Annotated in this window: 16 protein-coding genes and 1 tRNA gene; 7 read left to right on the top strand and 10 right to left on the bottom strand. The window is 61.4% G+C overall.

Features of this window, described 5'->3' with window-relative positions; all coding sequences use genetic code 11:
- Positions 1 to 197: 197 nt before the first annotated feature.
- The 3 genes from rpsU to dnaG all read left to right on the top strand — a co-directional run bounded on the left by rpsU (position 198) and on the right by dnaG (position 2,991).
- Positions 198 to 410, top strand: a complete 213-nt coding sequence (gene rpsU / locus ACVC5H_RS21710; RefSeq protein WP_006462949.1) for a 30S ribosomal protein S21 — start codon at positions 198 to 200, stop codon at positions 408 to 410.
- A 297-nt stretch (positions 411 to 707) separates the two neighbouring features.
- Entirely contained in the window at positions 708 to 1,154 is a 447-nt protein-coding gene (locus ACVC5H_RS21705; RefSeq protein WP_489619800.1) for a GatB/YqeY domain-containing protein, read from the top strand.
- Between the two features lie 40 nt (positions 1,155 to 1,194).
- On the top strand, positions 1,195 to 2,991 hold the full coding sequence (gene dnaG, locus ACVC5H_RS21700) for a DNA primase (RefSeq protein WP_489619799.1): 1,797 nt from the start codon (positions 1,195 to 1,197) through the stop codon (positions 2,989 to 2,991).
- A gap of 485 nt (positions 2,992 to 3,476) precedes the next feature.
- Here dnaG and ACVC5H_RS21695 read toward each other — a convergent pair whose 3' ends face one another.
- On the bottom strand, positions 3,477 to 3,710 hold the full coding sequence (locus ACVC5H_RS21695) for a hypothetical protein (RefSeq protein WP_489619798.1): 234 nt from the start codon (positions 3,708 to 3,710) through the stop codon (positions 3,477 to 3,479).
- Positions 3,711 to 3,825: 115 nt separating this feature from the next.
- On the opposite strand from ACVC5H_RS21695, the gene rpoD reads away from it, so the two are divergent.
- Both rpoD and ACVC5H_RS21685 read left to right on the top strand, forming a co-directional pair.
- On the top strand, positions 3,826 to 6,051 hold the full coding sequence (rpoD, locus tag ACVC5H_RS21690; RefSeq protein ID WP_489619797.1) for an RNA polymerase sigma factor RpoD: 2,226 nt from the start codon (positions 3,826 to 3,828) through the stop codon (positions 6,049 to 6,051).
- Between the two features lie 57 nt (positions 6,052 to 6,108).
- Positions 6,109 to 6,187 (top strand) — tRNA-Ile (locus ACVC5H_RS21685).
- Between the two features lie 201 nt (positions 6,188 to 6,388).
- Here ACVC5H_RS21685 and ACVC5H_RS21680 read toward each other — a convergent pair.
- The 7 genes from ACVC5H_RS21680 to ACVC5H_RS21650 all read right to left on the bottom strand — a co-directional run bounded on the left by ACVC5H_RS21680 (position 6,389) and on the right by ACVC5H_RS21650 (position 16,060).
- On the bottom strand, positions 6,389 to 9,643 hold the full coding sequence (locus ACVC5H_RS21680; protein WP_489619796.1) for an ATP-binding protein: 3,255 nt from the start codon (positions 9,641 to 9,643) through the stop codon (positions 6,389 to 6,391).
- Between the two features lie 5 nt (positions 9,644 to 9,648).
- Positions 9,649 to 10,308, bottom strand: coding sequence for a response regulator (locus ACVC5H_RS21675; RefSeq protein WP_489619795.1), 660 nt, complete (start codon positions 10,306 to 10,308; stop codon positions 9,649 to 9,651).
- The gene (locus ACVC5H_RS21670) at positions 10,298 to 11,170 is read right to left on the bottom strand and encodes an EAL domain-containing protein (RefSeq protein ID WP_489619794.1); all 873 of its coding nucleotides are present in this window, start codon (positions 11,168 to 11,170) and stop codon (positions 10,298 to 10,300) included. The genes ACVC5H_RS21675 and ACVC5H_RS21670 overlap by 11 nt, the downstream gene beginning before the upstream one ends.
- 11 nt (positions 11,171 to 11,181) lie before the next feature.
- Positions 11,182 to 11,973, bottom strand: coding sequence for a fimbrial biogenesis chaperone (locus tag ACVC5H_RS21665; protein ID WP_489619793.1), 792 nt, complete (start codon positions 11,971 to 11,973; stop codon positions 11,182 to 11,184).
- A complete protein-coding gene (locus tag ACVC5H_RS21660) occupies positions 11,970 to 14,582 on the bottom strand; it encodes a fimbria/pilus outer membrane usher protein (protein ID WP_489619792.1) in 2,613 nt (870 codons plus the stop codon). Before ACVC5H_RS21660 ends, ACVC5H_RS21665 begins: the two co-directional genes overlap by 4 nt.
- A gap of 11 nt (positions 14,583 to 14,593) precedes the next feature.
- A complete protein-coding gene (locus ACVC5H_RS21655) occupies positions 14,594 to 15,307 on the bottom strand; it encodes a fimbrial biogenesis chaperone (RefSeq protein ID WP_489619791.1) in 714 nt (237 codons plus the stop codon).
- Between the two features lie 225 nt (positions 15,308 to 15,532).
- A complete protein-coding gene (locus tag ACVC5H_RS21650) occupies positions 15,533 to 16,060 on the bottom strand; it encodes a fimbrial protein (RefSeq protein WP_489619790.1) in 528 nt (175 codons plus the stop codon).
- 218 nt (positions 16,061 to 16,278) lie between these two features.
- On the opposite strand from ACVC5H_RS21650, the gene ACVC5H_RS21645 reads away from it, so the two are divergent.
- Positions 16,279 to 17,766: a fimbrial protein gene (locus ACVC5H_RS21645; RefSeq protein WP_489619789.1), complete on the top strand. Its 1,488-nt coding sequence runs from the start codon at positions 16,279 to 16,281 to the stop codon at positions 17,764 to 17,766.
- Positions 17,767 to 18,036: 270 nt separating this feature from the next.
- Here the strand turns inward: ACVC5H_RS21645 and ACVC5H_RS21640 are convergent, their stop codons facing one another.
- Positions 18,037 to 19,218, bottom strand: a complete 1,182-nt coding sequence (locus ACVC5H_RS21640; protein ID WP_489619788.1) for an alginate lyase family protein — start codon at positions 19,216 to 19,218, stop codon at positions 18,037 to 18,039.
- Positions 19,219 to 19,380: 162 nt separating this feature from the next.
- Positions 19,381 to 20,775 carry an aminotransferase-like domain-containing protein gene (locus ACVC5H_RS21635; RefSeq protein ID WP_489619787.1) on the bottom strand — a complete coding sequence of 465 codons (1,395 nt, stop codon included), beginning with the start codon at positions 20,773 to 20,775 and terminating at the stop codon, positions 19,381 to 19,383.
- Between the two features lie 443 nt (positions 20,776 to 21,218).
- Here ACVC5H_RS21635 and ACVC5H_RS21630 point away from each other — a divergent pair, with 443 nt between their 5' ends.
- Positions 21,219 to 21,701, top strand: a complete 483-nt coding sequence (locus ACVC5H_RS21630; protein WP_006463016.1) for an MSMEG_0572/Sll0783 family nitrogen starvation response protein — start codon at positions 21,219 to 21,221, stop codon at positions 21,699 to 21,701.
- Positions 21,702 to 21,710: the final 9 nt, after the last annotated feature.

Here is a 21,710-nt window from a genome sequence, read left to right as displayed (position 1 = left end):
CCGATGTCTGACTTGTTCCTTCATTTGCCCTTGACTTCAGGTGAAGGATCATCTTGACTGAGGTAAGTGACTGATTCTTAGCCCTTTTTTACCACGAGGGTGGAAAAAATGCCACGTTTGGCCTTCCAATCGGGGGCTAGTGCTGCTACAATCGCTTTCTTTGCTAATCCAACCTAACCTTTTTGGTTTGAATTTACATGACCACTATTCGCGTTAAAGAGAACGAGCCGTTCGAAGTTGCAATGCGTCGCTTCAAGCGCACCATCGAGAAGACCGGTCTGCTGACCGAACTGCGCGCACGCGAGTTCTACGAAAAGCCGACCGCTGAGCGCAAGCGCAAGCTGGCTGCTGCCGTGAAGCGTCACTACAAGCGCATCCGCAGCCAACAGCTGCCGAAGAAGCTGTACTAAGAATTTCTCGCCGCGCGTTCGTGCGGCCGATGTGTAAACCCGCTCCGGTGTTGGTCCGCAGCGGGTTTTCGCATTTATTCCCGATTTGTCGTGGTGTTTTCTCCGGGCTGGCGGCTGGCCTGGTTTTTCCTATGGGCAGCCCCAAATAGGAAGGAAAAGCGCCAAATCGGGCTGGCGATAAGCCCATCCATGTTCTACGATCCTAAGACCGGGGCCGCCTTGTTGCCGCCCGGAATACTGGATGCGGGATGGCGCCAGATCGCAGAATACTCATCCACCTCATCTTCGGAGTACCCCATGGGTTTGAAAGAGCAGATCACGGAAGACATGAAGGCCGCCATGCGCGCCAAGGACATGGGCAAGCTGGGCACCATCCGCCTCTTGACCGCCGCGATGAAGCAGAAGGAAGTCGATGAGCGCGTCGAACTGACCGACGCTCACGTGCTGGCCATCATCGACAAGATGGTCAAGCAGCGCAAGGATTCGATCTCCCAGTTCGAAGCTGGCGGCCGCCAGGACCTGGCCGACGTCGAGAAGGCCGAACTGGCCGTGCTGTCGGCCTACATGCCGGCCAGCCTGTCGGATGACGAGATCAAGGCCGAAGTCCAGGCCGCCGTGGCCGCCACGGGCGCCGCCGGTCCCCAGGACATGGGCAAGGTCATGGGCGTGTTGAAGCCCAAGCTGGCCGGACGTGCCGACATGACGGCCGTGTCCGCGCTGGTCAAGGCCGCGCTGGCTTCGTAAGCAGCGTCTTCGTCGCATTGCCGCCAACCCCGCTACCCAGGTGATTCCTCAGTCGTTCATCCAGGACCTGCTCAACCGCGTCGATATCGTCGACGTGGTAGGCCGCTATGTGCAACTGAAGAAGGGTGGCGCCAATTTCATGGGCCTGTGCCCCTTCCACAACGAGAAGTCGCCCAGCTTCACCGTCAGTCCGACCAAGCAGTTCTATCACTGCTTCGGCTGCGGGGCGCACGGGACGGCGATCAGTTTCCTGATCGAGTATTCCGGCATGGGTTTCGTGGAAGCGGTCAAGGACCTGGCCCAGAACGTGGGCATGGTGGTGCCCGAGCGCGAAGACAGCATTCCCCTGGCCCAGCGCCAGGAAAAGCAGGCCAGGAGCATGGCCTTGTCCGACGTGATGTCGCGTGCCAACGATTTCTATCGCCACCAGCTGCGCGCTGCCCAGCCGGCCATTGCCTACCTGAAGGGGCGCGGGCTGACCGGCGAGATCGCCGCGCGCTTCGGCCTCGGCTATTCGCCGGACGAGTGGGATAGCCTGCGCCAGGTCTTTCCCGATTACGAGAACGAGGTGCTGGTCGAGTCCGGCCTCGTGATCGACAAGAGCGAAGAGGGTGGTGGCCATCGCAAGCGCTATGACCGCTTCCGTGGACGCATCATGTTCCCCATCCGCAATACCAAGGGCCAGGTGATCGGCTTTGGCGGTCGCGTGATGGATGGCGGCGAGCCCAAGTACCTGAACTCGCCCGAAACGCCGCTGTTCCAGAAGGGCAGCGAGCTTTATGGCCTGTTCGAGGCGCGCCAGGCGATCCGTGAAGCCGGTTACGTGCTGGTCACCGAAGGCTACATGGATGTGGTGGCGCTGGCCCAGCTGGGTTTCCCGCAGGCGGTGGCTACGCTGGGTACGGCTTGTACGCCCATCCACGTCCAGAAGCTGGTGCGCCAGACCGATGAAGTGATCTTCAGCTTCGACGGCGACAACGCTGGCCGCCGCGCCGCCCGCCGTGCGCTGGAGGCTTGCCTGCCGCATGCCTCGGACAACAAGACCATCAAGTTCCTGTTCCTGCCCAAGGAGCATGACCCCGACAGTTACGTGCGCGAAATGGGCGCGCCCGCCTTTGAGGAGCAGATCCGCGAGGCGCTGCCGCTGTCGCAGTTCCTGCTGCGCGAGATCATCGGCGAGAACGACCTGCGTACGCCCGAAGGCCGCGCCCATGCACAGTTTGCCGCCAAGCCGCTGCTGCAGGCGCTGCCGGCTTCCGGATTGCGGCTGCAAATCGTGCGCAGCGTGGCCCAGGCCACCCAGACCACGCCGGCCGAGCTGGAAGTGTTGTTCGAACTGGAAAAGCCGGTGGCGCGCGTACGCAGCGCCCCGCCGCGCACCAAGCGCAGCGCCCCGCTCGGGCTGGAACGCCAGATCATGCGGCTGCTTGTGGCGCATCCGCAACTGTCTGCCGACCTCGATGCCGCGGCGCTGGAAGCCATCGCCCGCATCGCGCCGGACCAGGCCGAGATGCTCACGCACCTGGTCGGCGTGGCCCAGGGCATGGGCGAGCAGGCCAACTTTGCCGCGCTGGTCGAGCACCTGCGTGAAGGTGGTCCCGAGTTCGACTCGATGATCGCGGAAATCGCGGCCGAGTCGGAATCCGAATTCGACGTGGTGCGGGCCGAGATGGCCGGCGCCATCCGCCAGGCCAGGATCCGCGCCCTCGATGAGGAGATGCAGATGCTGGTGGCCTCCAACCTGCGCACCGAGGAGGAGCGCAACCGCTATCGCGAGCTGATGCAGCGCAAGGAATGGCTCAAGCGCCAGACCGGCGGCGCCGTCGCGGCAGGTTGAGTGCAGCTTCACCGGCAGGCGCCGGAGGCGGGCGGAAAGAAGGAGATGGGCAGGCAGGGATTCCCGCAAGGTTCAGCGGGGCCAGGTCTGACGGGTGTGCAGGAGCAGTAGATGCCCGGATGTGGAAAACACGGTAAAGCGCTGCAAATTGTCGTGATTTACGCACCGGATCGCTGGCGGATGGCCGAATATCCCGGCTTGATCCCGGAGAAAAGAGCCCCATCTGTGCTATACTATAGGGCTTTAGTTCCGCCGGATGGCTCTTGCATCCCCACCCTGCGGCGACATGCCTTCACCCCGGCGCATCGGGGGAAGGACGGCAGATAGCGGTATTGCTGCCGGATTGCAAGCGGCACGACTGCCTGCTGCGCGCGATCGATGGCCCGCCGGTAAAAGGAACGTTGCGCGTGCAGCCGGGGTCTACCGGGAAATCGGTACCGGAGTTGCATCATTAGCATGACTTGATTGGCGCAATGAGTGAATTCTCAATTGGCAGTTGATTCTATGGCAAATGCAATGAAGAAACCCGCGAAAACTCCAGCAGCGTCGGCAAAGAGCAGCAAGACGGCAACGGCGGTAAAATCGACCGCCGCGGCCAAGACCTCCCAGGCGGTAGCCGCCAGATCGCCCGTCAAGGGGACGGCGAAGGCAGCGGTGACCACCGTAAAACCCGCGGCAAAGACTGCAGCAGCAGCGACGCCGAAAACGACGGCAGTCAAGACAGCTGCCTCCAAGCCGGCCCGCGCCGCAGCGCCCAAGGCGACTGCAACGCCAGCCAACAAGTTACCTCAAGCCGCCGAACAAGCGGTTTCTGTGAAAGCGACGAAGACTTCCGTGACCACCAAGAAACCCGAAACCAAGACCGCCAAGACCACCAAAGCTGCAAAGGTCGAAGGCAAAGACGTCAGCGCGACCGCCGCGTCGAGCGTAAGCCAAACCACTGATGCCGCTGCCCTGGCAGCCATCGACACGTCCGGCTATGTGCTGCCGAGCGTCAAGGTGCCGGGCCGCCGTGGCCGCAAGCCCAAGGAATTCCAGCCCGAGAGTGATGAAGTCGCCGCACTGAACACCATCGAGCGCACCGAACTGAAGGCCGCCGACAAGGCCAAGGCCAAGGATCGCAAGGCCAAGGAAAAGGCCCTGTTGAAGGATGCCTTCTCTTCCGACACCGAAGCCAGCGAAGAAGAGCTGGAGCGCCGTCGCCAGAAGCTGAAGACCCTGATCAAGCTGGGCAAGGAACGTGGTTTCCTGACCTTCTCGGAAATCAACGACCACCTCCCGGAAAACATCGTCGACCCGGAAGCCATCGAAGGCATCATCGGCACCTTCAGCGACATGGGCATCTCGGTCTACGAGCACGCCCCTGATGCGGAAACCCTGCTGCTGTCGGACAACGTGGCCAACGTCGCCAGCGATGACGACGCCGAAGCCGCCGCCGAAGCTGCCCTGTCGACCGTGGACTCCGACTTCGGTCGTACCACCGACCCGGTGCGCATGTACATGCGTGAAATGGGTTCGGTCGAACTGCTGACCCGCGAAGGCGAAATCGAAATCGCCAAGCGCATCGAAGATGGCCTGAAGGACATGATCCAGGCCATCTCCGCCTGCCCGACCACGATCGCCGAGATCCTGGCCGCAGCGGACCGTATCTCCAAGGACGAGATCAAGGTCGACGAAATCGTCGATGGCCTGGTCGATCCCAACGAGAGCGAACAGCAGGTCGAGGCCGCCGCCTCCGACTCCGATGAGGACGACGAGGAAGAGGAAGAAGAGGAAGAAGACGAAGAAGAAGAGGAAAGCGAGAGCACCGGCTCGGGCGCTGCCGGCTTCTCCGCCGAACAGCTGGAACAGTTGAAGCGCGACGCGCTCTCCAAGTTCGCCGTCATCGGCACCCAGTTCGAGAACATGCGCAAGGCCTTCGAGAAGGAAGGCTACAACTCCAAGCCTTACGTCAAGGCGCAGGAAATCATTTCCAACGAGCTGCTGGGCATCCGCTTCACTGCCAAGATCGTCGAGAAGCTGTGCGACACCCTGCGTGCGCAGGTGGACGAAGTGCGCACCGTGGAACGCCAGATCCTGGACGTGGCCGTCAACAAGTGCAACATGCCGCGTGCGCACTTCATCAAGGTGTTCCCGGGCAATGAAGTGAACCTGGACTGGGTGGATGGCGAAGTCGCCGCCAACCATGACTACAGCGCCGTGCTGAGCCGTAACGTACCGGCCATCAAGGAACTGCAGCAGAAGCTGATCGACCTGCAGGCGCGCGTGGTACTGCCGCTGCCGGATCTGCGTGCGATCAACAAGAAGATGGGCGCTGGCGAGAAGAAGGCGCGCATGGCCAAGCGTGAAATGACCGAGGCCAACCTGCGTCTGGTGATCTCCATCGCCAAGAAGTACACCAACCGTGGCCTGCAGTTCCTGGACCTGATCCAGGAAGGCAACATCGGCCTGATGAAGGCGGTGGACAAGTTCGAATATCGTCGCGGCTACAAGTTCTCGACCTATGCGACCTGGTGGATTCGCCAGGCCATCACCCGCTCGATCGCTGACCAGGCGCGCACCATCCGTATTCCGGTGCACATGATCGAGACGATCAACAAGATGAACCGCATCTCGCGTCAGATCTTGCAGGAAACCGGTGCCGAGCCGGATCCCGCGACCCTGGCGATCAAGATGGAAATGCCGGAAGACAAGATCCGCAAGATCATGAAGATCGCCAAGGAACCGATCTCCATGGAAACGCCGATCGGTGACGACGACGATTCGCATCTGGGCGACTTCATTGAAGACAACAACACGCTGGCGCCGGCCGATGCGGCGTTGCATGCCTCGATGCGCAACGTGGTCAAGGACATCCTGGATTCCCTGACCCCGCGCGAAGCGAAGGTGCTGCGCATGCGTTTCGGTATCGAGATGTCGACCGACCATACGCTGGAAGAAGTGGGCAAGCAGTTCGACGTGACCCGCGAGCGTATCCGCCAGATCGAAGCCAAGGCATTGCGCAAGCTGCGCCATCCTTCCCGTTCCGACAAGCTCAAGAGCTTCCTGGAAGGGAATTGATCTTAAGGGTGAGTCAGGATTGGCCGGCGAGATGTTAAAATCGCCGGCTGATTTTTTGGCCCCCTAGCTCATGCTTGGTTAGAGCAGCGGACTCATAATCCGTTGGTGCCGTGTTCGACTCACGGGGGGGCCACCAGTACTAGAGCGGCTTAGCGACTTATTGTTCTAAGCCGCTTTTTCATTTGCTGGGGGATTTTTGCCCATTTTGACCAAATGGCTGTGGGCAACTGGACTGTTTTATTCAACTGCTGAAGGCTCAGGTGGTACTTGATCCAGAGAGAATACAAAGCCACATTGCGTTCGAGGTCGGCTTTCAAGACTGACGAACACGTGAGGGTCAGATTGCGGCGCTTACTTCAGTGATCCATTGCACACACTCCTCCCAGACATTCTCCTCAGCTGACGCGATTGCTGTTTGTAGTGCCTGGCTGCGTGCGGCCAGATGGTCTAGTCCCATGGCCAGCAAACCGCCTTGCAGGCGATGCAGAATACGCATGACGTATTCGGCCTGTCGCGCCTGCAATGCCTGCTCCAGCTTTTGCCTTTCGTGCGGCCAGGTGTGCCGGAAGGCTTCCAGCAGGATCTGGCCGAGCGGGTCGTCTGCGTCTTCCTGCGCGGCCCTGACCGGGGCGAAGCGGCTCACCAGTTCTTGCATCTGTTCCAGCGAGCCTGGTTTGTAGAGGATGGCATCAAACAGTCCCGCCGGTAATTGCGCCAGGCTGTCCGGACCGGCAGCCGTGGTCGCGATGATGCAGGCCTTTGCCTGCTCCTGGCGCACGCGCTTTGCCAGGGCTACGCCATCCAGTCCCGGTATGCCCAGGTCAGTGATGAGCAGGTCTGGTGGCCGCGCCTGCCATTGGGCCAGCGCATCCAGTCCATCGCGCGCCAGCCGCATGCGCGAGCAACCGAGCGCCTGTAGCTGCTGCTGGATCAGGATCAGATTGACGTAATCATCTTCGACCACCAGCACGTCCAGCGTGCTGGCCACCCGGCAGCCAACGGGCAGGCGTGGCACCGATGTCGGGCTGGGGCGCGCCTGTTCGGCCAAGGCGCGGCACCATGCCCGGCGGTCGAATGCGCTGACTTCGCACCAGCGCTCCTCGCTGCCACCGTGGCGCACCACATCTGCCCGTATCAGCACTGCATGCACAGGCTCCTTGCGCGGTGTAGCCAGGAAGGCGGCTACCTCTTCCGGTGCCACCAGATGCTGTGCTCCCGCTATCGCCGCTCCCGGTGAGGCTACCTCGGTTCCCCAGTATCGCAGGTAGTTGCGCAGCATGTCGGCAGTGCCGGTGTCCCTGGCGTGCAGGATGACGTTGCGTCCGCGCAGTGGCAGCAGATCGGCCTGCACGGTGCGCGGCATGGTTGCGAGCGCGATATCGGCACCGAAGACGCTACCCCGCCCGACCTCGCTGCTCAGCGTGATGTTGCCGCCCATCAGTTCGGCCAGCCGTCGGCACAGGGACAGCCCCAGTCCGGTGCCACCGAAGCGTTGGCTGATGCTGTCGTCGGCCTGCTGCAGCGATTTGAAGATGCGCTGGCGCGCGCCGGGGGAAATGCCGATGCCGGTATCGGCTACTTCGAAGCGCACCACGGTCATCGCATGCGTGCTGCGTAGCAGTTGCACCGAGAGCGTGATGCTGCCGCTGGCGGTGAACTTGACCGCATTGCCCACGAGGTTCTGCAGGATCTGCATTATTCGCCGAGGATCACCGTGCAAGGGTTGCTCCAGCGCGACGTCCGGCAGGCAGCGGAATTGCAGGCCCTTGTCCAGCGCCAGCGGCGCGAACAGTTGCGCGCATTCTTCCAGCAAGTCGTTGACGTTGAGTGCTTCCGAGGCCAGTGTGATGGTCTGCGATTCGATTTTGGTGATGTCGAGGATGTCATTGACCAGGCTCATGAGCATGTCGAAGGCATGGCGAATCAGTTCGATGCGCTGACGCTGCGGCGCCGACAACTCTTCGCGCGCCAGCAGTTCCATGTGGCCGATGGCACCGTGCAGGGGCGTGCGGATCTCGTGGCTGACCTGGGCCAGGAACATGGATTTGGCCTGATTGGCGCGGTCGGCCATGCTCTTGGCTTCCAGCATCAACGCTTCATGCGCCTTCTGCATGTTGAGATCGATCATTCCCAGCAACAGCACGTCCTGCCCTGAAAAGCGGGTACGCGACCAGACCGCGCCCAGATGGCTCACACCGCCATCACGCAGCGGCAATTCTGCTTCGATCATGGCTTGCTGCAGATTGTCGCCAACGCGCACGGCGGTGAGGATCTGGGCGTAGAACTCGGAGCCGGGCAAGGTCGATTGATCCAGCATCTGCGCAGCCACCGCATTGCGCAGCACTACCTCGCCCGATCCGGGCGCGTAGACGGCAATGCCGACCGGCAGCGTGTCGATGATGGTCTGGCTGAACTTGCGGCTTTCCACCATGGCCAGCGCTTTTTTCTGCAGCGGACCGATCACGCAGCGATCGAAATATAAGGTGGCGGCCCACACGAACAGCAGCGAGAACAGACCCCAGAATGCGCCGGTGGTGAAATTGCCCTGCAAGCCTGCCAGCACGTCGCTGAGCGTAAAGGTATAGACCACCACCCATTCCGGACCCTCGATGGTCTGCGCGATGAAGAAGCTGCCGTCGTCATGGAAATGTCCGGCGCGATCTTGCGGGTCCATCTTGCGCTGGACGTGCTCCTTTATGTGCTGCATCAGGGGCGGCGCGATTGGGCGACCGGGCTGGCTCAGCAGCCGCGTGCTTCCTCCGCCTTCGAAGACGAACAGGCCGGGTGTGTCTTCACTCTTCATGAAAAACTGGCGGAACTGGCTCTCGGGGACCGAAAAGACGGCGGCGGCATCATCCTTGTCCACAGGAATGCGCACCGCCAGCTGCGTCACGGCAGCACGCACCAGCGGTGCACTCAGGGCCGGACTCATCCATAGCACGCGCTGTCCGCTGCTGCCCTGGGCCCGCGCAGCACGTTCCCGCTCGGCGGCGAAGGCAGCATTGACAGGCGCACCCATGCCACTGATGAAGTGCGCCACCCCTTGTCGGCGTACCTGCGCGGCTTCTACATCCGTGAGCGGTGGCGATATGGCCAGGAAGCCGGCATCGCCGGTGTAGAGGAAACCATCCAGTGTCACGCCCGGTTCGGCGGGATTGAACATCGGCAGGGCCGAGGCCTGTCGCAGCAGGAGCAGCAGACGCGCCAGACGCATGCGATCAGCGGCGGTATCGCTGCGGACCATCAGCGAGAACGGCACGACGGTGAGCTTCTCCGGACTGAGCGTGATGTTCTCGCTGGCGACGATGGAAGTGTACGCGTCCAGCGCCAGCAGCTCATTGCGGTACAGGTTCTGCAGGCGGCTATACATCTCGGCAAACTGCACTACGCGTGCGGTCAAGCGGTCAACCTCGGCCTTGATCTGTTCGCGCTTGCTGGTGAAGGTGCCGATCTGGCGTTCGCGGAACTGGGAAAACGCACTATAGCCCAGGGAGAGTATCGCGCAGACGATGGCAACGGAGAGCAGGCTGGCGCAGCCATACAGCACACGCCGATAGTAGCGCTCGGACAGGGCAAGGATCTGGCGCGGCATGCGGTTCAGTTGCCCAGGTTCTGGAATACCTGGCTCAGCTCGACGTCATTGCTTACGCCGAGTTTTTTCATCGCTGCGATCTTCTGGTTGCTGATGGTCTTGGGACTGCGGTTGAGGCGCGCGGCGATGGCGCTGATCGACATTCCCTGACAGATCATGCGTGCCACCACCAGTTCGCGCTCGGACAGCTGGCCCAGACCGCTCTGTCGCGGCTGAGTGCTGAACAGGCTGCCCAGCAGGGCCGATGACAGCGACTGCGGCAGATAGATCTGGCCGTTCTGTACGCAGTAGATGGCTTGCGGGAGATTGACGAATTCATTGCGGTTCTTGCCGATGAAGCCGACGGCACCCAGTTCCAGAGCGCTGGAGATGATCTGCGGCTGCGCATGGGCACTGAGGAAGATGACCTTCAGGGCCGGATGATGGCGGCGCAGACGCTTGAGCAGGTCCAGTCCATCGGCTTGCAGATCGTCGTCGAACGCATAGTCACACAGAAGCACGTCCACCGGTGTCTGCTCCAGCGCGGTCATGAGCTGGGCGATGCTCTCGGCCGAAAAGCGCAGCACGATATCGGGACAGGGCGCGAGGATGGCTTCGATCCCGCGCAGGACGACCGGAAAGTCATCCGCGATCCCGACCCGGATCAGTATCCCTTTAGCTGCCATGGTGGCGTCCCCTTTCTGTTGCTGCCGCTGTTGGATGCCGGCCGTGGCAGACTGCCCGACGCTCGGACCGGTTCATTCGCCGGAAGAAATCCGGTGCCGCCAGCGGCCTGGCGAAATAATATCCCTGAAATTGCCGCACTCCGATGCGCAGCAGATCTTGCCATTGTGCTAGCGTCTCGATGCCTTCGGCGGTCACGTTGGCCTCCAATACGTTGGCCAGGGCCACGACTTTTTCGATGAGGCGACTGTACATGGAATTGCTGTGCATCGCAGTAACAAACGAGCGGTCGAGCTTGAGACAGTCAATACGGCCGCTGGCGAGCTGGTGCAGGCGAGCATCACCGACGCCGAAATCGTCGATGGCTACGGCGATGCCGGCGCGCTCGCACTGCGCGAACAGCCGGTCGCAGGTGGCCGGATCAAGGTCGCCGCCGCGCTCTGGCATCTCTATCATCAGTTGCAATTTCCCTTCCTGCAGCCCGTGTAGCAGGGTCTGGCAATGCGCCACCAGCGAGCCGTCCTGCAGCAGCTGGCGGCAGATATTGAAGGACAAGACGAAGGGTTGCTGCAGCTTCAGCCGGGACTGCACCCATGCCAGCCGCACTTGGCGAAGCATCTGCCTCGTGGCAGTCGCCAGCAGTTCCTCTTCGTCCAGCCTGGCCAGGAAGTGGCCGGGGGCGAGCACGCCGGCACGCGGATGCTGCCAGCGCATCAGGATCTCGGCGCCTATCCAGTTCCCGTCTGCGGCGACGATGGGCTGGAAGAAGGGGTGGAACTGGCGCTGGCGCAAGGCCTGCAAGAGCTGCGCGCGTGATATCGGTAGCGTGCCAGCCTGAGGACCGGTGGAGGCAAGGTCTAACATGTCATCTCCGTTCAGGGAACAGCTGGCACGGCCAACGTGGCGTCGTGTTCAATGGTGAGTCCGGCATCGTCGAGCATCTGATAGTGCAGGCGTGGCGCCTGCCATGGAGGGAGGCTGTCGCTGTCATCAAGCGGGTAGCGCTGCTGAGCGAAGGGCGGGACCATCCTTTCAGGCGCGACGGCAGGCATGAACTGTCGGGCGCCATCGCTGAGCACGAGCGCGGCAAACGAGACGAAATAGGGACTGTCATTACGGCATGTCAGTACCCATTGCTGCGGTTCCCGATGCAGCTGGAAGTGCAGGGCGGTGTGCCATTGCGCAGCGGGATCGGGCACGCCTGGCGGGCGATAGAACACCTTGATCTGGGTATTGAGTCCCAGCACCAGGCGCGATCCCTGCTGTGGTTCGGCATGCGCGGGCAGCAGGGGGATTTCATAGAGATTGAGCCAGAATGCTGACTCCCTGTCTGCCGGCAGCGGCTCGCCCGTGTAGAGTACACGGACCTGGCTGATATCGTGGGGTTGCAGCCGCAGCACCGAGGGCATCACGAACATTGAGGACAGCACCATGTCGGGTGCCAGGCTGCCTTCGCCCTGATCCACCCAACTTTGTACCACCACCGGGTAGTCATTGGTGTTGGCCAGGCGCACGCTGATTTCGCCTGCCCCCTGGCTGAACACCACGCGGGTACGCTCAGGCATCACCCCGGCTTGCGTGCGGCTGCACAGTGCCATCGCCAGCAGCAGGCAGACACGCATCCACGCGCTCGCGCGGCCAACCATCCCGATCCGCTTGCGCTTCATTGGCGGCCTTGTCGCACATCGGGCCGGCTGGCGTCGGCCGGCAGGAATTGCTCGCGTCTGGGCGCAGCGATGCAGCGCGCTTGCAGACGCAGTAGTGGTGATGACAGGTCCTGGCCGTTCAGATCGTATTGGACGGCGCATCGTTCCTGCGGCCCCTCTCCCCAGCGCACCAGCAATTTGCCGCGCAGCTGGTCGCTGCGCAGATAGGCCTGGCTGCCTTGTCCTACCATCCCCACCACCTCGCCGCGCTGATCCAGGACGTCAGCGCCCATGGGCAAGGGATCGCCACCCTCGCGAAGCAGCCTCATCAGCATGGCATGGCCGGCACGGGTCCTGAAGCTGAGCTTGAGCGTGGCTCCCGCATAGGGAATCACGATGCGCTGGCTTTCCAGAATTTCGCTTTTTCCGTTCACGCCGGTGGTGGCCAGTTCCACCACGTTGCGATGATAGGGGGACAGCGACGGCAGAAGCGCGAAGCCGTTGCCATCGATCACGGCACCCTGGCCGTTGAAGAGCCTTGCGCCTTCGGCGCCCTTCGCTTCCACCAGGGCGAAGCTGTCGCCAAGATAGGGGCCGAAGGTGATGCCGCCGCCATGTATTGCCAGTGCACCACGTGCATTGGCAGAGGCCTGCCAATAGTCGCGGCCGTGCGCCAGGTTCAGATTGAGGTTGGCCTTGGAAAGACGCGCTCCGAGGTTGCCATTGATGCTGTCCTGCCCGCCCCCTCGCGCATGGCTGGCGCCCACGCCGTAGCTGACATTGTGCGGTCCCGGTAGCATCCCGGAAAGTTGCGTCTGGTACTGGTCTTGTCCGTCCGCCTTGACGACCGAGGTGTTCAGCGAGGGGCGCTCACCACCGGGGCTGCCCAGCGGAATGGACAGCGACAGCATCACCGATGACCCCGGTCGCGCCGTCACCGGCAGGTTGCCGTCGCGTACTTGCGGGGAGCCGTGAACGGCGCTGACCTGCTGCCGTTGGAATGCCAGGTTGAGGCTCATGCCGTTTCTCCACATGGTCGAATAGCCGAACTGCAGCTGGGTGATGCGACTGCGGTCGTGATAGAAGGTTTGCGTCAGGCCGGAGAGATAGAGCGAGCCGACGCTGCCCAGTTGCTGGCTCACCGACAGATCGAAGCGCGAATGCTGCTGGTAGCTCAGGGAGTTGCCCAACGCGCAATGGCCGTTACGGCAGATAGCCCGCTCGCTGAGGACGTCGCCCAGCTCACGGTAGCCTGCCGTCGAGTAGCGGTAGCTGGCGATGGAGAATTGCGTGCCGGTGGCGTCGAAGGAGCGCGAGTACGACAGGCCCGTCATCCAGCCGCCGCTGCTCTTGCGACCGGTGTTGGCATGCGAGTAGTTCAGGGCAAGGCCGACCGATCCCAACGGACCCGCCAGGGTGGTTCCCAGCACTGCCGACTGGTAGCCTGGGGCCAGGCGAGAGCCGAGGCTGGCCGTCATGGTGTTGCTCATGCCGCGCTGGTAGAGCGCGTCCACGAACAGCGCCCGCGTATCGGTATCGCGCGTACGGCCAAGCGTCAGACTGTAGCGCGAACGGCCTGGACGCATCGATTCCGGCAGGGCCGAGAACGGCACACTGAAGTGCGCGCGCGAGCCATCGGCTTCGATCACCGTCACGTCGAGGTCACCGTTGTAGCTGGTCGGGTAGAGATCATCGATGACGAAGCTGCCCGGTGCCACCGTGGTGCGATAGATTTCGCGTCCCTTCTGACTGACGATGACTTGCGCATTGGTCCGTGCCGAGCCGCGGATGATGGGCGCATAGCCGCGCAGGGAATCAGGCAGCATGCGTTCATCCGAACTCAGCTCCACTCCCTGGTAGGCCAATCCTGATAGCAGCGAGCCCGAGGTAAAATTCTCGCCTGCCGTCAGCTCGCTGGTCCATTGCGGCAGTGCGCGCTTGACATAGGTGCGCACCGGATTCCAGCTCAGGCCGTTGCGGCTGTCGTAGCCCAGACTTCCCTGCTGGCGCAGTCGCCACAGTCCCAGGTTGACGCCGCTATTGGTGAAGCCGTAGGTCGAGGCGCTGGTGGCCTGGGCGGTGCGCGCGTAGTACTGGCTGATGCTGTAGTTGATGAAACCGATGGTCTGGCCCGGATCATAGAGTTCGGGATCGACATGGCCGCGCGCCACATGCTTGAGCTGCGATTGCGGGATGGTGACGTTCAGGCGCAAGTTGGCGAGGTCGAACACGGCCTGGGCACCCGCCGCCAGCTCATCAATGCGAGCGCATTCACGCTGCCCTAGTTGCGCCACCAGATCGGGACGCAGATTGAGCAGCGCTGCATCCTCGGCCTTGAAACAGGGTGCTACACCCCGGCTTTCCAGAAGATCGAAGCGCAGCGAGCGGCGATGGCTGAAGCTGCCATTGAGGAAGATGTCCACGCTGTAGACTCCGGGCTCAATATTGCCGATCCGGTTGAAGCGCGACAGACTGCCCTTGTTGATCGGCGAGGCCATTTCCAGTGCTTCGAGGAAACGATAGGAGGATTCGGGTTGGGTGGCTGCCGCCGGTTCCATGCACAGCAGACCGGTTCCGATCGACAGAATGGTCCATGCGGCGCCGCGCGACGGCGATGTAGCGTGCTTCATCGCCATCACCGTCATTGCACAGGATAGTCGCGCACGACCTCTACACCGACATCGTTGACGATGCGCAACTGCATGCGCAGCCTGGACAACTCCACAGGCATCTGTGGCAGCGGCCAGCGCAGTTCCTGGAAGGGACGGATCAACGTGGCGCGGACCAGCGCCTGCGGCTGCCCATTGACCAGCAGCGCAGCCTGCTGAAGGACCACGTGGTAGGCGCTGGCATTGCGCACCACCATGCTTGCAGCAGCGCCAGCGCTATCGATCGCAAAGCTCAGTGCATCGGGTGCGCGTGCCGCATCGGCTTCGCTGTCCAGACCCGCCGGACGATAGAACACTTTCATGCGACTACGCACGGTGAGCACCAGCTGGTTGTCGCCGACCGAACCGGCTTTCAATGCCGGTACCTGCAGGAAGTTGAGAAAGAACAGCGACTCCCTGTCCTGCGGGAGCGTCGCGCCCACATAGGACAGCCTCACCACTTGGCCGCTGCGGGGCTCCATGCGGAATACCGGGGGGATAACCAAGAACGGTGAGGGCAGGTTCTCCGCACCATCCGTAGCGCCTGTGCGGCCATCATCCAGCCAGATCTGGACCAGGTTTGGATGATCGTCGGGATTGCTGAAGCGCAGCGCCTGTTCGCCCGCGCTGGCGGGATAGATGGCGCGGGTGCCGAGCATGGTCACGCTGGCGTGGGCGTCAGCGCTTGCAATGAATACCAGCACCATGAGCAGTCCTGCGAGCAAATGTGTTCTTTTCATGTCGAAAACGGCAGCCGTCCCGGAGCATGGCGCCGGGGGCGATGAAAGCGATGCGAAGGGGAATGGGCTAGGGCCTGTTCAGCCAGCGCATGGGGCGCTGGCGCAAAGGCAGGTGCGAGGGCGCGCTTGCGGTGCCCGCACCTCGGAATGGCGCTGCGCGGACTGATCCGCCGGATCAGCCCTGCCAGGGTCTCAGAGGTAGTCCAGAGCGTATTGCACAGAGCCGATTACCGAGCCGGCGGTGGCCGAACCGGCTTCCGAGACGTAGCGCACGGAGAAGGTATGCGAGGCGCTGGTGGCTCCAGCGGCGATCTCCAGTCCATCGACCGAGGTGGCGCTGCCGCCGACCAGCCTGATGGCGTCGCCGCCGACGCTCTTGCGCAATTGCAGCGCCACATTCTTGGCCGTCCCCAGGTTGGGGATGTTGTTTCCGCTGGTGGCCGCACTGGCGAGGAACTGGGTCTTGATCTTGAGGCTGTCCGACGCCGAGGAGGAACAGCCGTTGACGCTGACCACGAATGGGGTTTCCCCGGCTGCGCTGCCAGCGGCCACCAGATCCCCCGATGCTACCGTGGGCAGCAGGACCACCGGATTGGCTGCGCCATCGACCATCACCTGGCAGGTCTGCTGGTTGACCTGGCCGCGGAAATTGATCGTGTTGCCAGCCGCCATCGCCAGCGATGGCGAGACCAGCATCAGGATGACAAAGTGCTTTTTCATGTTTACCTCCCAAAAGGAACCGGTTGCTTTCAACGGAGAATGCGGGCCGCAACCGAAGTGCCGAACATCAGGCAAATCTTAGGCGCCACCCATGCTGCGTGTGGATCGGGCAAGGCCCATTCCGGATGGGGCGAGACCTGAATGTGGTATGGGCAAAATCCCAAAGCCCGGGGCGGCGGAAAATGGGTGAAGGCCCATGCCAATTGAGGAATCGGCCCATGTATCCGGTCCCGATCTGCGGGGATGATGTCGTGCTTGTCCATCCTTGCCAGAACCAGTTCATGTCAATCCGTCCATCCTGTCGCGCATGGCGCGGCGCCCGTGGTGCCTGGCGCCTGCTGTTGGTGGCGCTCGCGCTGTGTCTGTTGGCGGCGCCGGCGGCACAGGCGACCTGCAAGCGCAACAACCGATCCAGCTATCCGTTCACGCCGCTCAGCGATGGAGGCTCTGCACAGTTCTGGTTCGGCCGTATCAACCTCGCCAGCACCGAGATCGAGCCCGTGGGCAGCATGCTGGGAACCGCCGTGGCCACCGCTGCCGAAGCCTCGGGCATCGATGGCGACACGCTGCTGTGGACCTGCGATCTCGCCGATGCCGGCCAGATCTATGAAGTGTTTTCCACCAATGGCGATGATCGTGTGGGTGGCTTTGCGGAGATCGGCACCAAGGATGGACTCTATGGCTTCTACCGGACCTGGTTTCCTGGTGTGGCCATCCGGCTCACCCATCTGCGTTCGGGCAAGGTGCTATCGCGCTATTACCAGTCCAGCCGGCTCGATACCTATGACATTGATCAGGCCGCCAAGAAGATCCTCATCCGCGCCAAGCACCTTAGTCCGATCAAGGCCGAGGTGGCGCGTGTGTCAGACCTGTCACCCGGCACCGGCACCAGCAACTGGTGTGCCGGGGCACCCGATAACCAGCGCTGGGCGGCGGTCGCCTACACCTGCACCCAACCCAATGGCTACCTGATGTTGCGCGGGCCGGGCTATAACCGGGCCAGTGGCGACACCGATGATGATGGGGAGGATCACGCTTATCGCTATCGCTTTTTCGGTGCGGCCAATGGCATTGCCTTCGGCATGCGCATGGGCGCCACGCTTAGCGTGCTGCCTTCTTGTATGGTGCAGAACGTCACGCCGGAAGTGGTTTTTCCGGCGATCTCCGAGACCGAGCTCAATCAGGGTGACACCCGGCAGGCGGAGTTCACCCTGACGTTCCGCTGCGACGAGGGCGTCAACAGTACGCCGCCCTTCCAACCGGGAACCGACGACAATCAGACCGCCTTCGGCATCCAGGTCTCGCCCGGCGCGCTGGCAGCCGCGCGGCTGATGGGCTATGTCAATCAGGCTCAGGGAGTGCGCTACCTTCTCTCCGACGGTTATGGCACTGATCCGAGCGTGGCCAAGGGTGTGGGAATCAGTCTCAGCGACGCTGAGAGTCACCAGCAGATGCAATGGTTGAGCTCATCATTGAGCGGACACTGGCTGCCGAGCGCGTTTCCTGCGGGGGCCAGTGCCGGCTGGCACCGTCTGAACGCGTCCGGCCAGCAACGCTGCAAGCCACGCCCACCTTCAGCTCCAGCGTCTACCGGACAGTTCACCGTGGAGAAGAGGCTCACTGCCACTTTGCAGAAGCTGCCAGGACAGACGGTCACGGCGGGCAGGGTATTTTCGACGGCTTATGTGATCGTGAAGGTACAGTAATCCGATATAACCAGTGTTAATTGAGCACAATTCATGACCCCATTGCGACCGGTCTGGAGGCAGCGCGCCGTAAACATTAGCTACAGAGTTGAAAACCGAGGAAGCAAATCTTGATCTGCAAGGCGAATCTCAATCGCATTTGCTACCTTGATGTGCTCCTTGTTTTTTACGGAGAGCGTTTGTAGGGGCCGAGTCGGAGAGCTCGCTCGGCGTAAGTTTAGATTGCCGAATGTTGTTTATATGTTTGAGTACAACCTGGGCGCACTCTTCTTATCGCAAACTGTAAGTCAGCGTTCCATAGCCGAGCTGATCAAAACCACCACTATTGGGGCCGTAATTTCCTCCTCCACCCTCAGGGCGGACCTTCTCTGCGGACATTTTGGTATACGGCGCCTCCAGGCCCTTGAGCACCACGTAGTGAGCATAGAACAGCTCCCATACAGGTCGGATGTCTCCGCGTCCGTCGGGAGAGATCACTTCTTGAGTGACATCACTGTTCTTGTATGTAGTGTAGGGGACGTCAAAGCCGAGGTTATATCTGGCGACGTATTCAACACCCTTTAATACTCGGTTGTCCTCATAGCCGAACAGATCCACTTTTTGATTCCAAGCCATCTGGCATATCGCACCCAATAATCCGACATTCAAGGTGTTGTGCCCTTGGTCGCGACCACTTTCTTGAGTCTGCCCCAGCCCATCAGAATAGATCTTCCAGACCACATGATTGATGGAACCGTTGCCTTTCCCATGTTTGAAGTAGTCGACAGCCTCATCGAATATTTCCTGCTTGTCGGCCAATATTCCGATCGCCATCATCGAGGCGATATTTGCCAAATCCCAGTTGGCCCAATAGTGGTCGATCTTCGCCCCATTGTGATTCACAAGAAAATCGTGATTCATGGGATAGAAAACGTCGAGCATCATTTGTTTGAAGCGAGCGAAGTTTTTCTGCGGCCACTTTTTGTACCCTCTCAGGAGTTCGGCAGCATTGGAAATTTGATAGCCATAGATCCCTGAGGCCAGGAATCTGTCAGAACTCCCGCTGATCGTTTTCAGTCGGTCGGACCATGCGTCAAGAATGTATGCAGCTCTGTCGGCATATCTATCGTCTCCGCTGATGCTCCACCTCAATGCAAGCGCATAAGCTGCCGCCGCATCGTTAAATAAGCTGGCGTAATTTTCGCCATGTCCTTCACCATCCTTGCCTCGATAAACAATCTCAACAGGCCTGGGATTCCACGTCAGCGATGAATGGGGATTGGCGATCAGCAGGTTCCAGCTGTCAATCCAGGGTTTTTCCAGATGAGCCACATTCTTTTTCATACGCAGCAGATCGGACTGGCTGTGTAATGCACCCGGGTGATCGAAGGCACTCGCCGCCGTCGACATACAGCTCAGAGTAAGTGCCAACATCAGCGGAAATGGCGAAAAGCTATTTTTCATAAAGCGCATGATTGTTTCTCGGGCCTTGATCAGAACCGAGAATCTTCGCACACGCGCCTGACAACAATTTGACGGCTGAGTAGTCGTGCTGGACGGGGCGAAAATGCGGGTTGATTCACTGGCACACATCGCCAGACGTTCGGGGTAGCCAACTGCCGTCCCTATGAACGATCAAACCACAGCCGCCCTAACCAACGGCTGCTCCGCCAAGGTATCCCGCATCAACGTCAACGCATGCTGAATATCCCCCCGACTGGCAATCCCCCCAATACAAACACGCACAGCCTGCACCGGCGCAGTAGTCACCGCAAACGCATCCACCCCCACCACCGCCACCCCATTGGCCCGCATCTGCGCTGAAAACGTACTGGCCTGCCATCCCCCCGGCAGTTTCACCCACAAATGAAAAGCCTCCGGTTCCGAGGCATACCCATGTTCAGGCAAGATACGCGCCGCTATCTTCTGCCGCGCCATCGACTCCTTGCGGATATTGGCCAGCGCCAGATCCGCCACGCCATCGCGTATCCAATAAGTCGCCAGGGTCGAGGTAATCGGTGAAGCCATCACCGTAGTCGCACGCAGTGCCGCCGTCAGGCGCGCCGCCGAGGCGGCATCAGGCGCCACCATATAGGCAATCCGCAAACCGGCCCCCACGGTCTTGGCCAGCCCGGTGACGTAGTAGGTCAGTTCGCTCCCCATGCTGGCAATGGCCGGCGGCGCGACACGCGGCAGGAAGCCATAGGCATCATCCTCGATGATGGCCACTTCATAGTGACGGGCGATTTCCACCAGCGCCTGACGGCGCGATGCCGAAGTCGTGCACGTCGTCGGATTGAGCAGGGTGGGATTGCAATACAGCGCTTTCGGCGCATATTGCGCACAGGCCCCGGCAAAGGCCACCGCATCGATGCCCTCATTGTCCATCGGCAAGCCGACCAGCTTGATGTTGAGATGCCCGGCCAGGGCGCGCAGGCCGGGGTAGGTCACGTCCTCGCAACAGAGCACCCCGCCCGGGCCGACCAGCATGGTCAGGATGGCCAGCAGCGCACATTGCGCCCCCGGCGTCACCAGCACCCGTTCCGGTTCCACCACCAGCCCGCGCCGGCGCAGCCATAGCGCACCGGCTTCGCGATCCTCGGGCGAACCACCGAAATCCTGATAACGCATCAGGTCGCGCAGGCGTGCATTGACCTTGTTCCAGCCCGACTGCATCAACTCCATCAGCTCCGGCGACTCCGGCTCGGGCGGCATGTTCATCGACATGTCGACGTTGGGCCGGCCCTCGGTCACGCGCGGGATGCGCGGGCGGCGCTTGCCACAGACAAAGGTGCCGCGTCCCACCACCGAATCCACCAGTCCGCGCCGATGCGCTTCCGTATAGGCGCGCGCGACCGTGGTGAAGTCCAGGTCCAGTACCTCGGCCAGCTTGCGCTGCGGCGGTAGCCGCTGCTCGGGCTGCAGGTGGCCCGTGGCGACGTCCTCGGCGATCGCATTGGCGATGGCCAGATAAAGCGGACCGCTACCTTTCTTCAATTTGGGAACCCACATGGCGCTGTTCTTGGTCATGGCAACTTCCTTGTTTCCTGACTTCAATATTGACTGCATCGACTGGTTAGATTGAATGCAATTTGCATTCCATCCAATCTCTGCCGTGCAGGTACAAAAGTGCACCGTCTTGCATCATCCGCGCGCAGCGCTCTGCACCATCTCAAGACGCGCCGCAACGCCAGGGTGCACAAGGGTTTGCGTGATGCCGTCCGATTGTATGGAGCGATTGAATGGATTGCTTCATATGGCCCAAAAACCATGCTGCAAGCGACGATTCGGCAAGCCGCGCAGATGCTGGATTCCATTCTGCGAAGGGAGGATTGACGGGATTTTTATGCAGTCAATTCGCACATTGACGGGGTGCTGGTGGCATGCCTGATGCATTCAATGCCAGCGTCGCGGCGAGGTCGCCGGACCACTTCCCCAAGTGCAGACCAACAGCAATCGAGAGGAGTATCACCATGCCCGCAGTCACCAAAGCAGCCCACGCCCCCGGCGATTTCCTGGTGGATTATGAAGAGAAGGTGTTCGAAGACGTCAAAGCCCAGCCGGGAGAAAAAGCGCTGGTGACCTTTCATACGGTGGCCTTCGAAGGCTCGATCGGTTTCGTCAACCTGCTGCAGGCAACCCGCTTGAAGCGCAAGGGTTTCGAGACCTCCATCCTGCTCTATGGTCCCGGCGTGACGCTGGGCGTGCAGCGCGGTTTCCCCACGCTGGGTGACGAAGCCTTCCCCGGTCACCAGAACTTCAACAAGCAGATCGTCAAGTTCATGGAAGAGGGCGGCAAGGTCTACGCCTGCCGCTTCGCCCTGCAGGCGCTGTACGGCCACGGTGAGCCCTCGCTGATCCCGGGCATCCGCCCCATCAATCCGCTGGACGTGCTCGACCTGGTGCTGCTGCATCGTCGCGACAATGCCTTCATCCTCGACACCTGGACCCTGTAATGGAAAGGG

It is taken from the genome of Herbaspirillum sp. Her3, from assembly GCF_057961275.1.
Note: the sequence above shows the minus strand (reverse complement) of the source record. Positions and strands in the feature narration are given on the sequence as shown.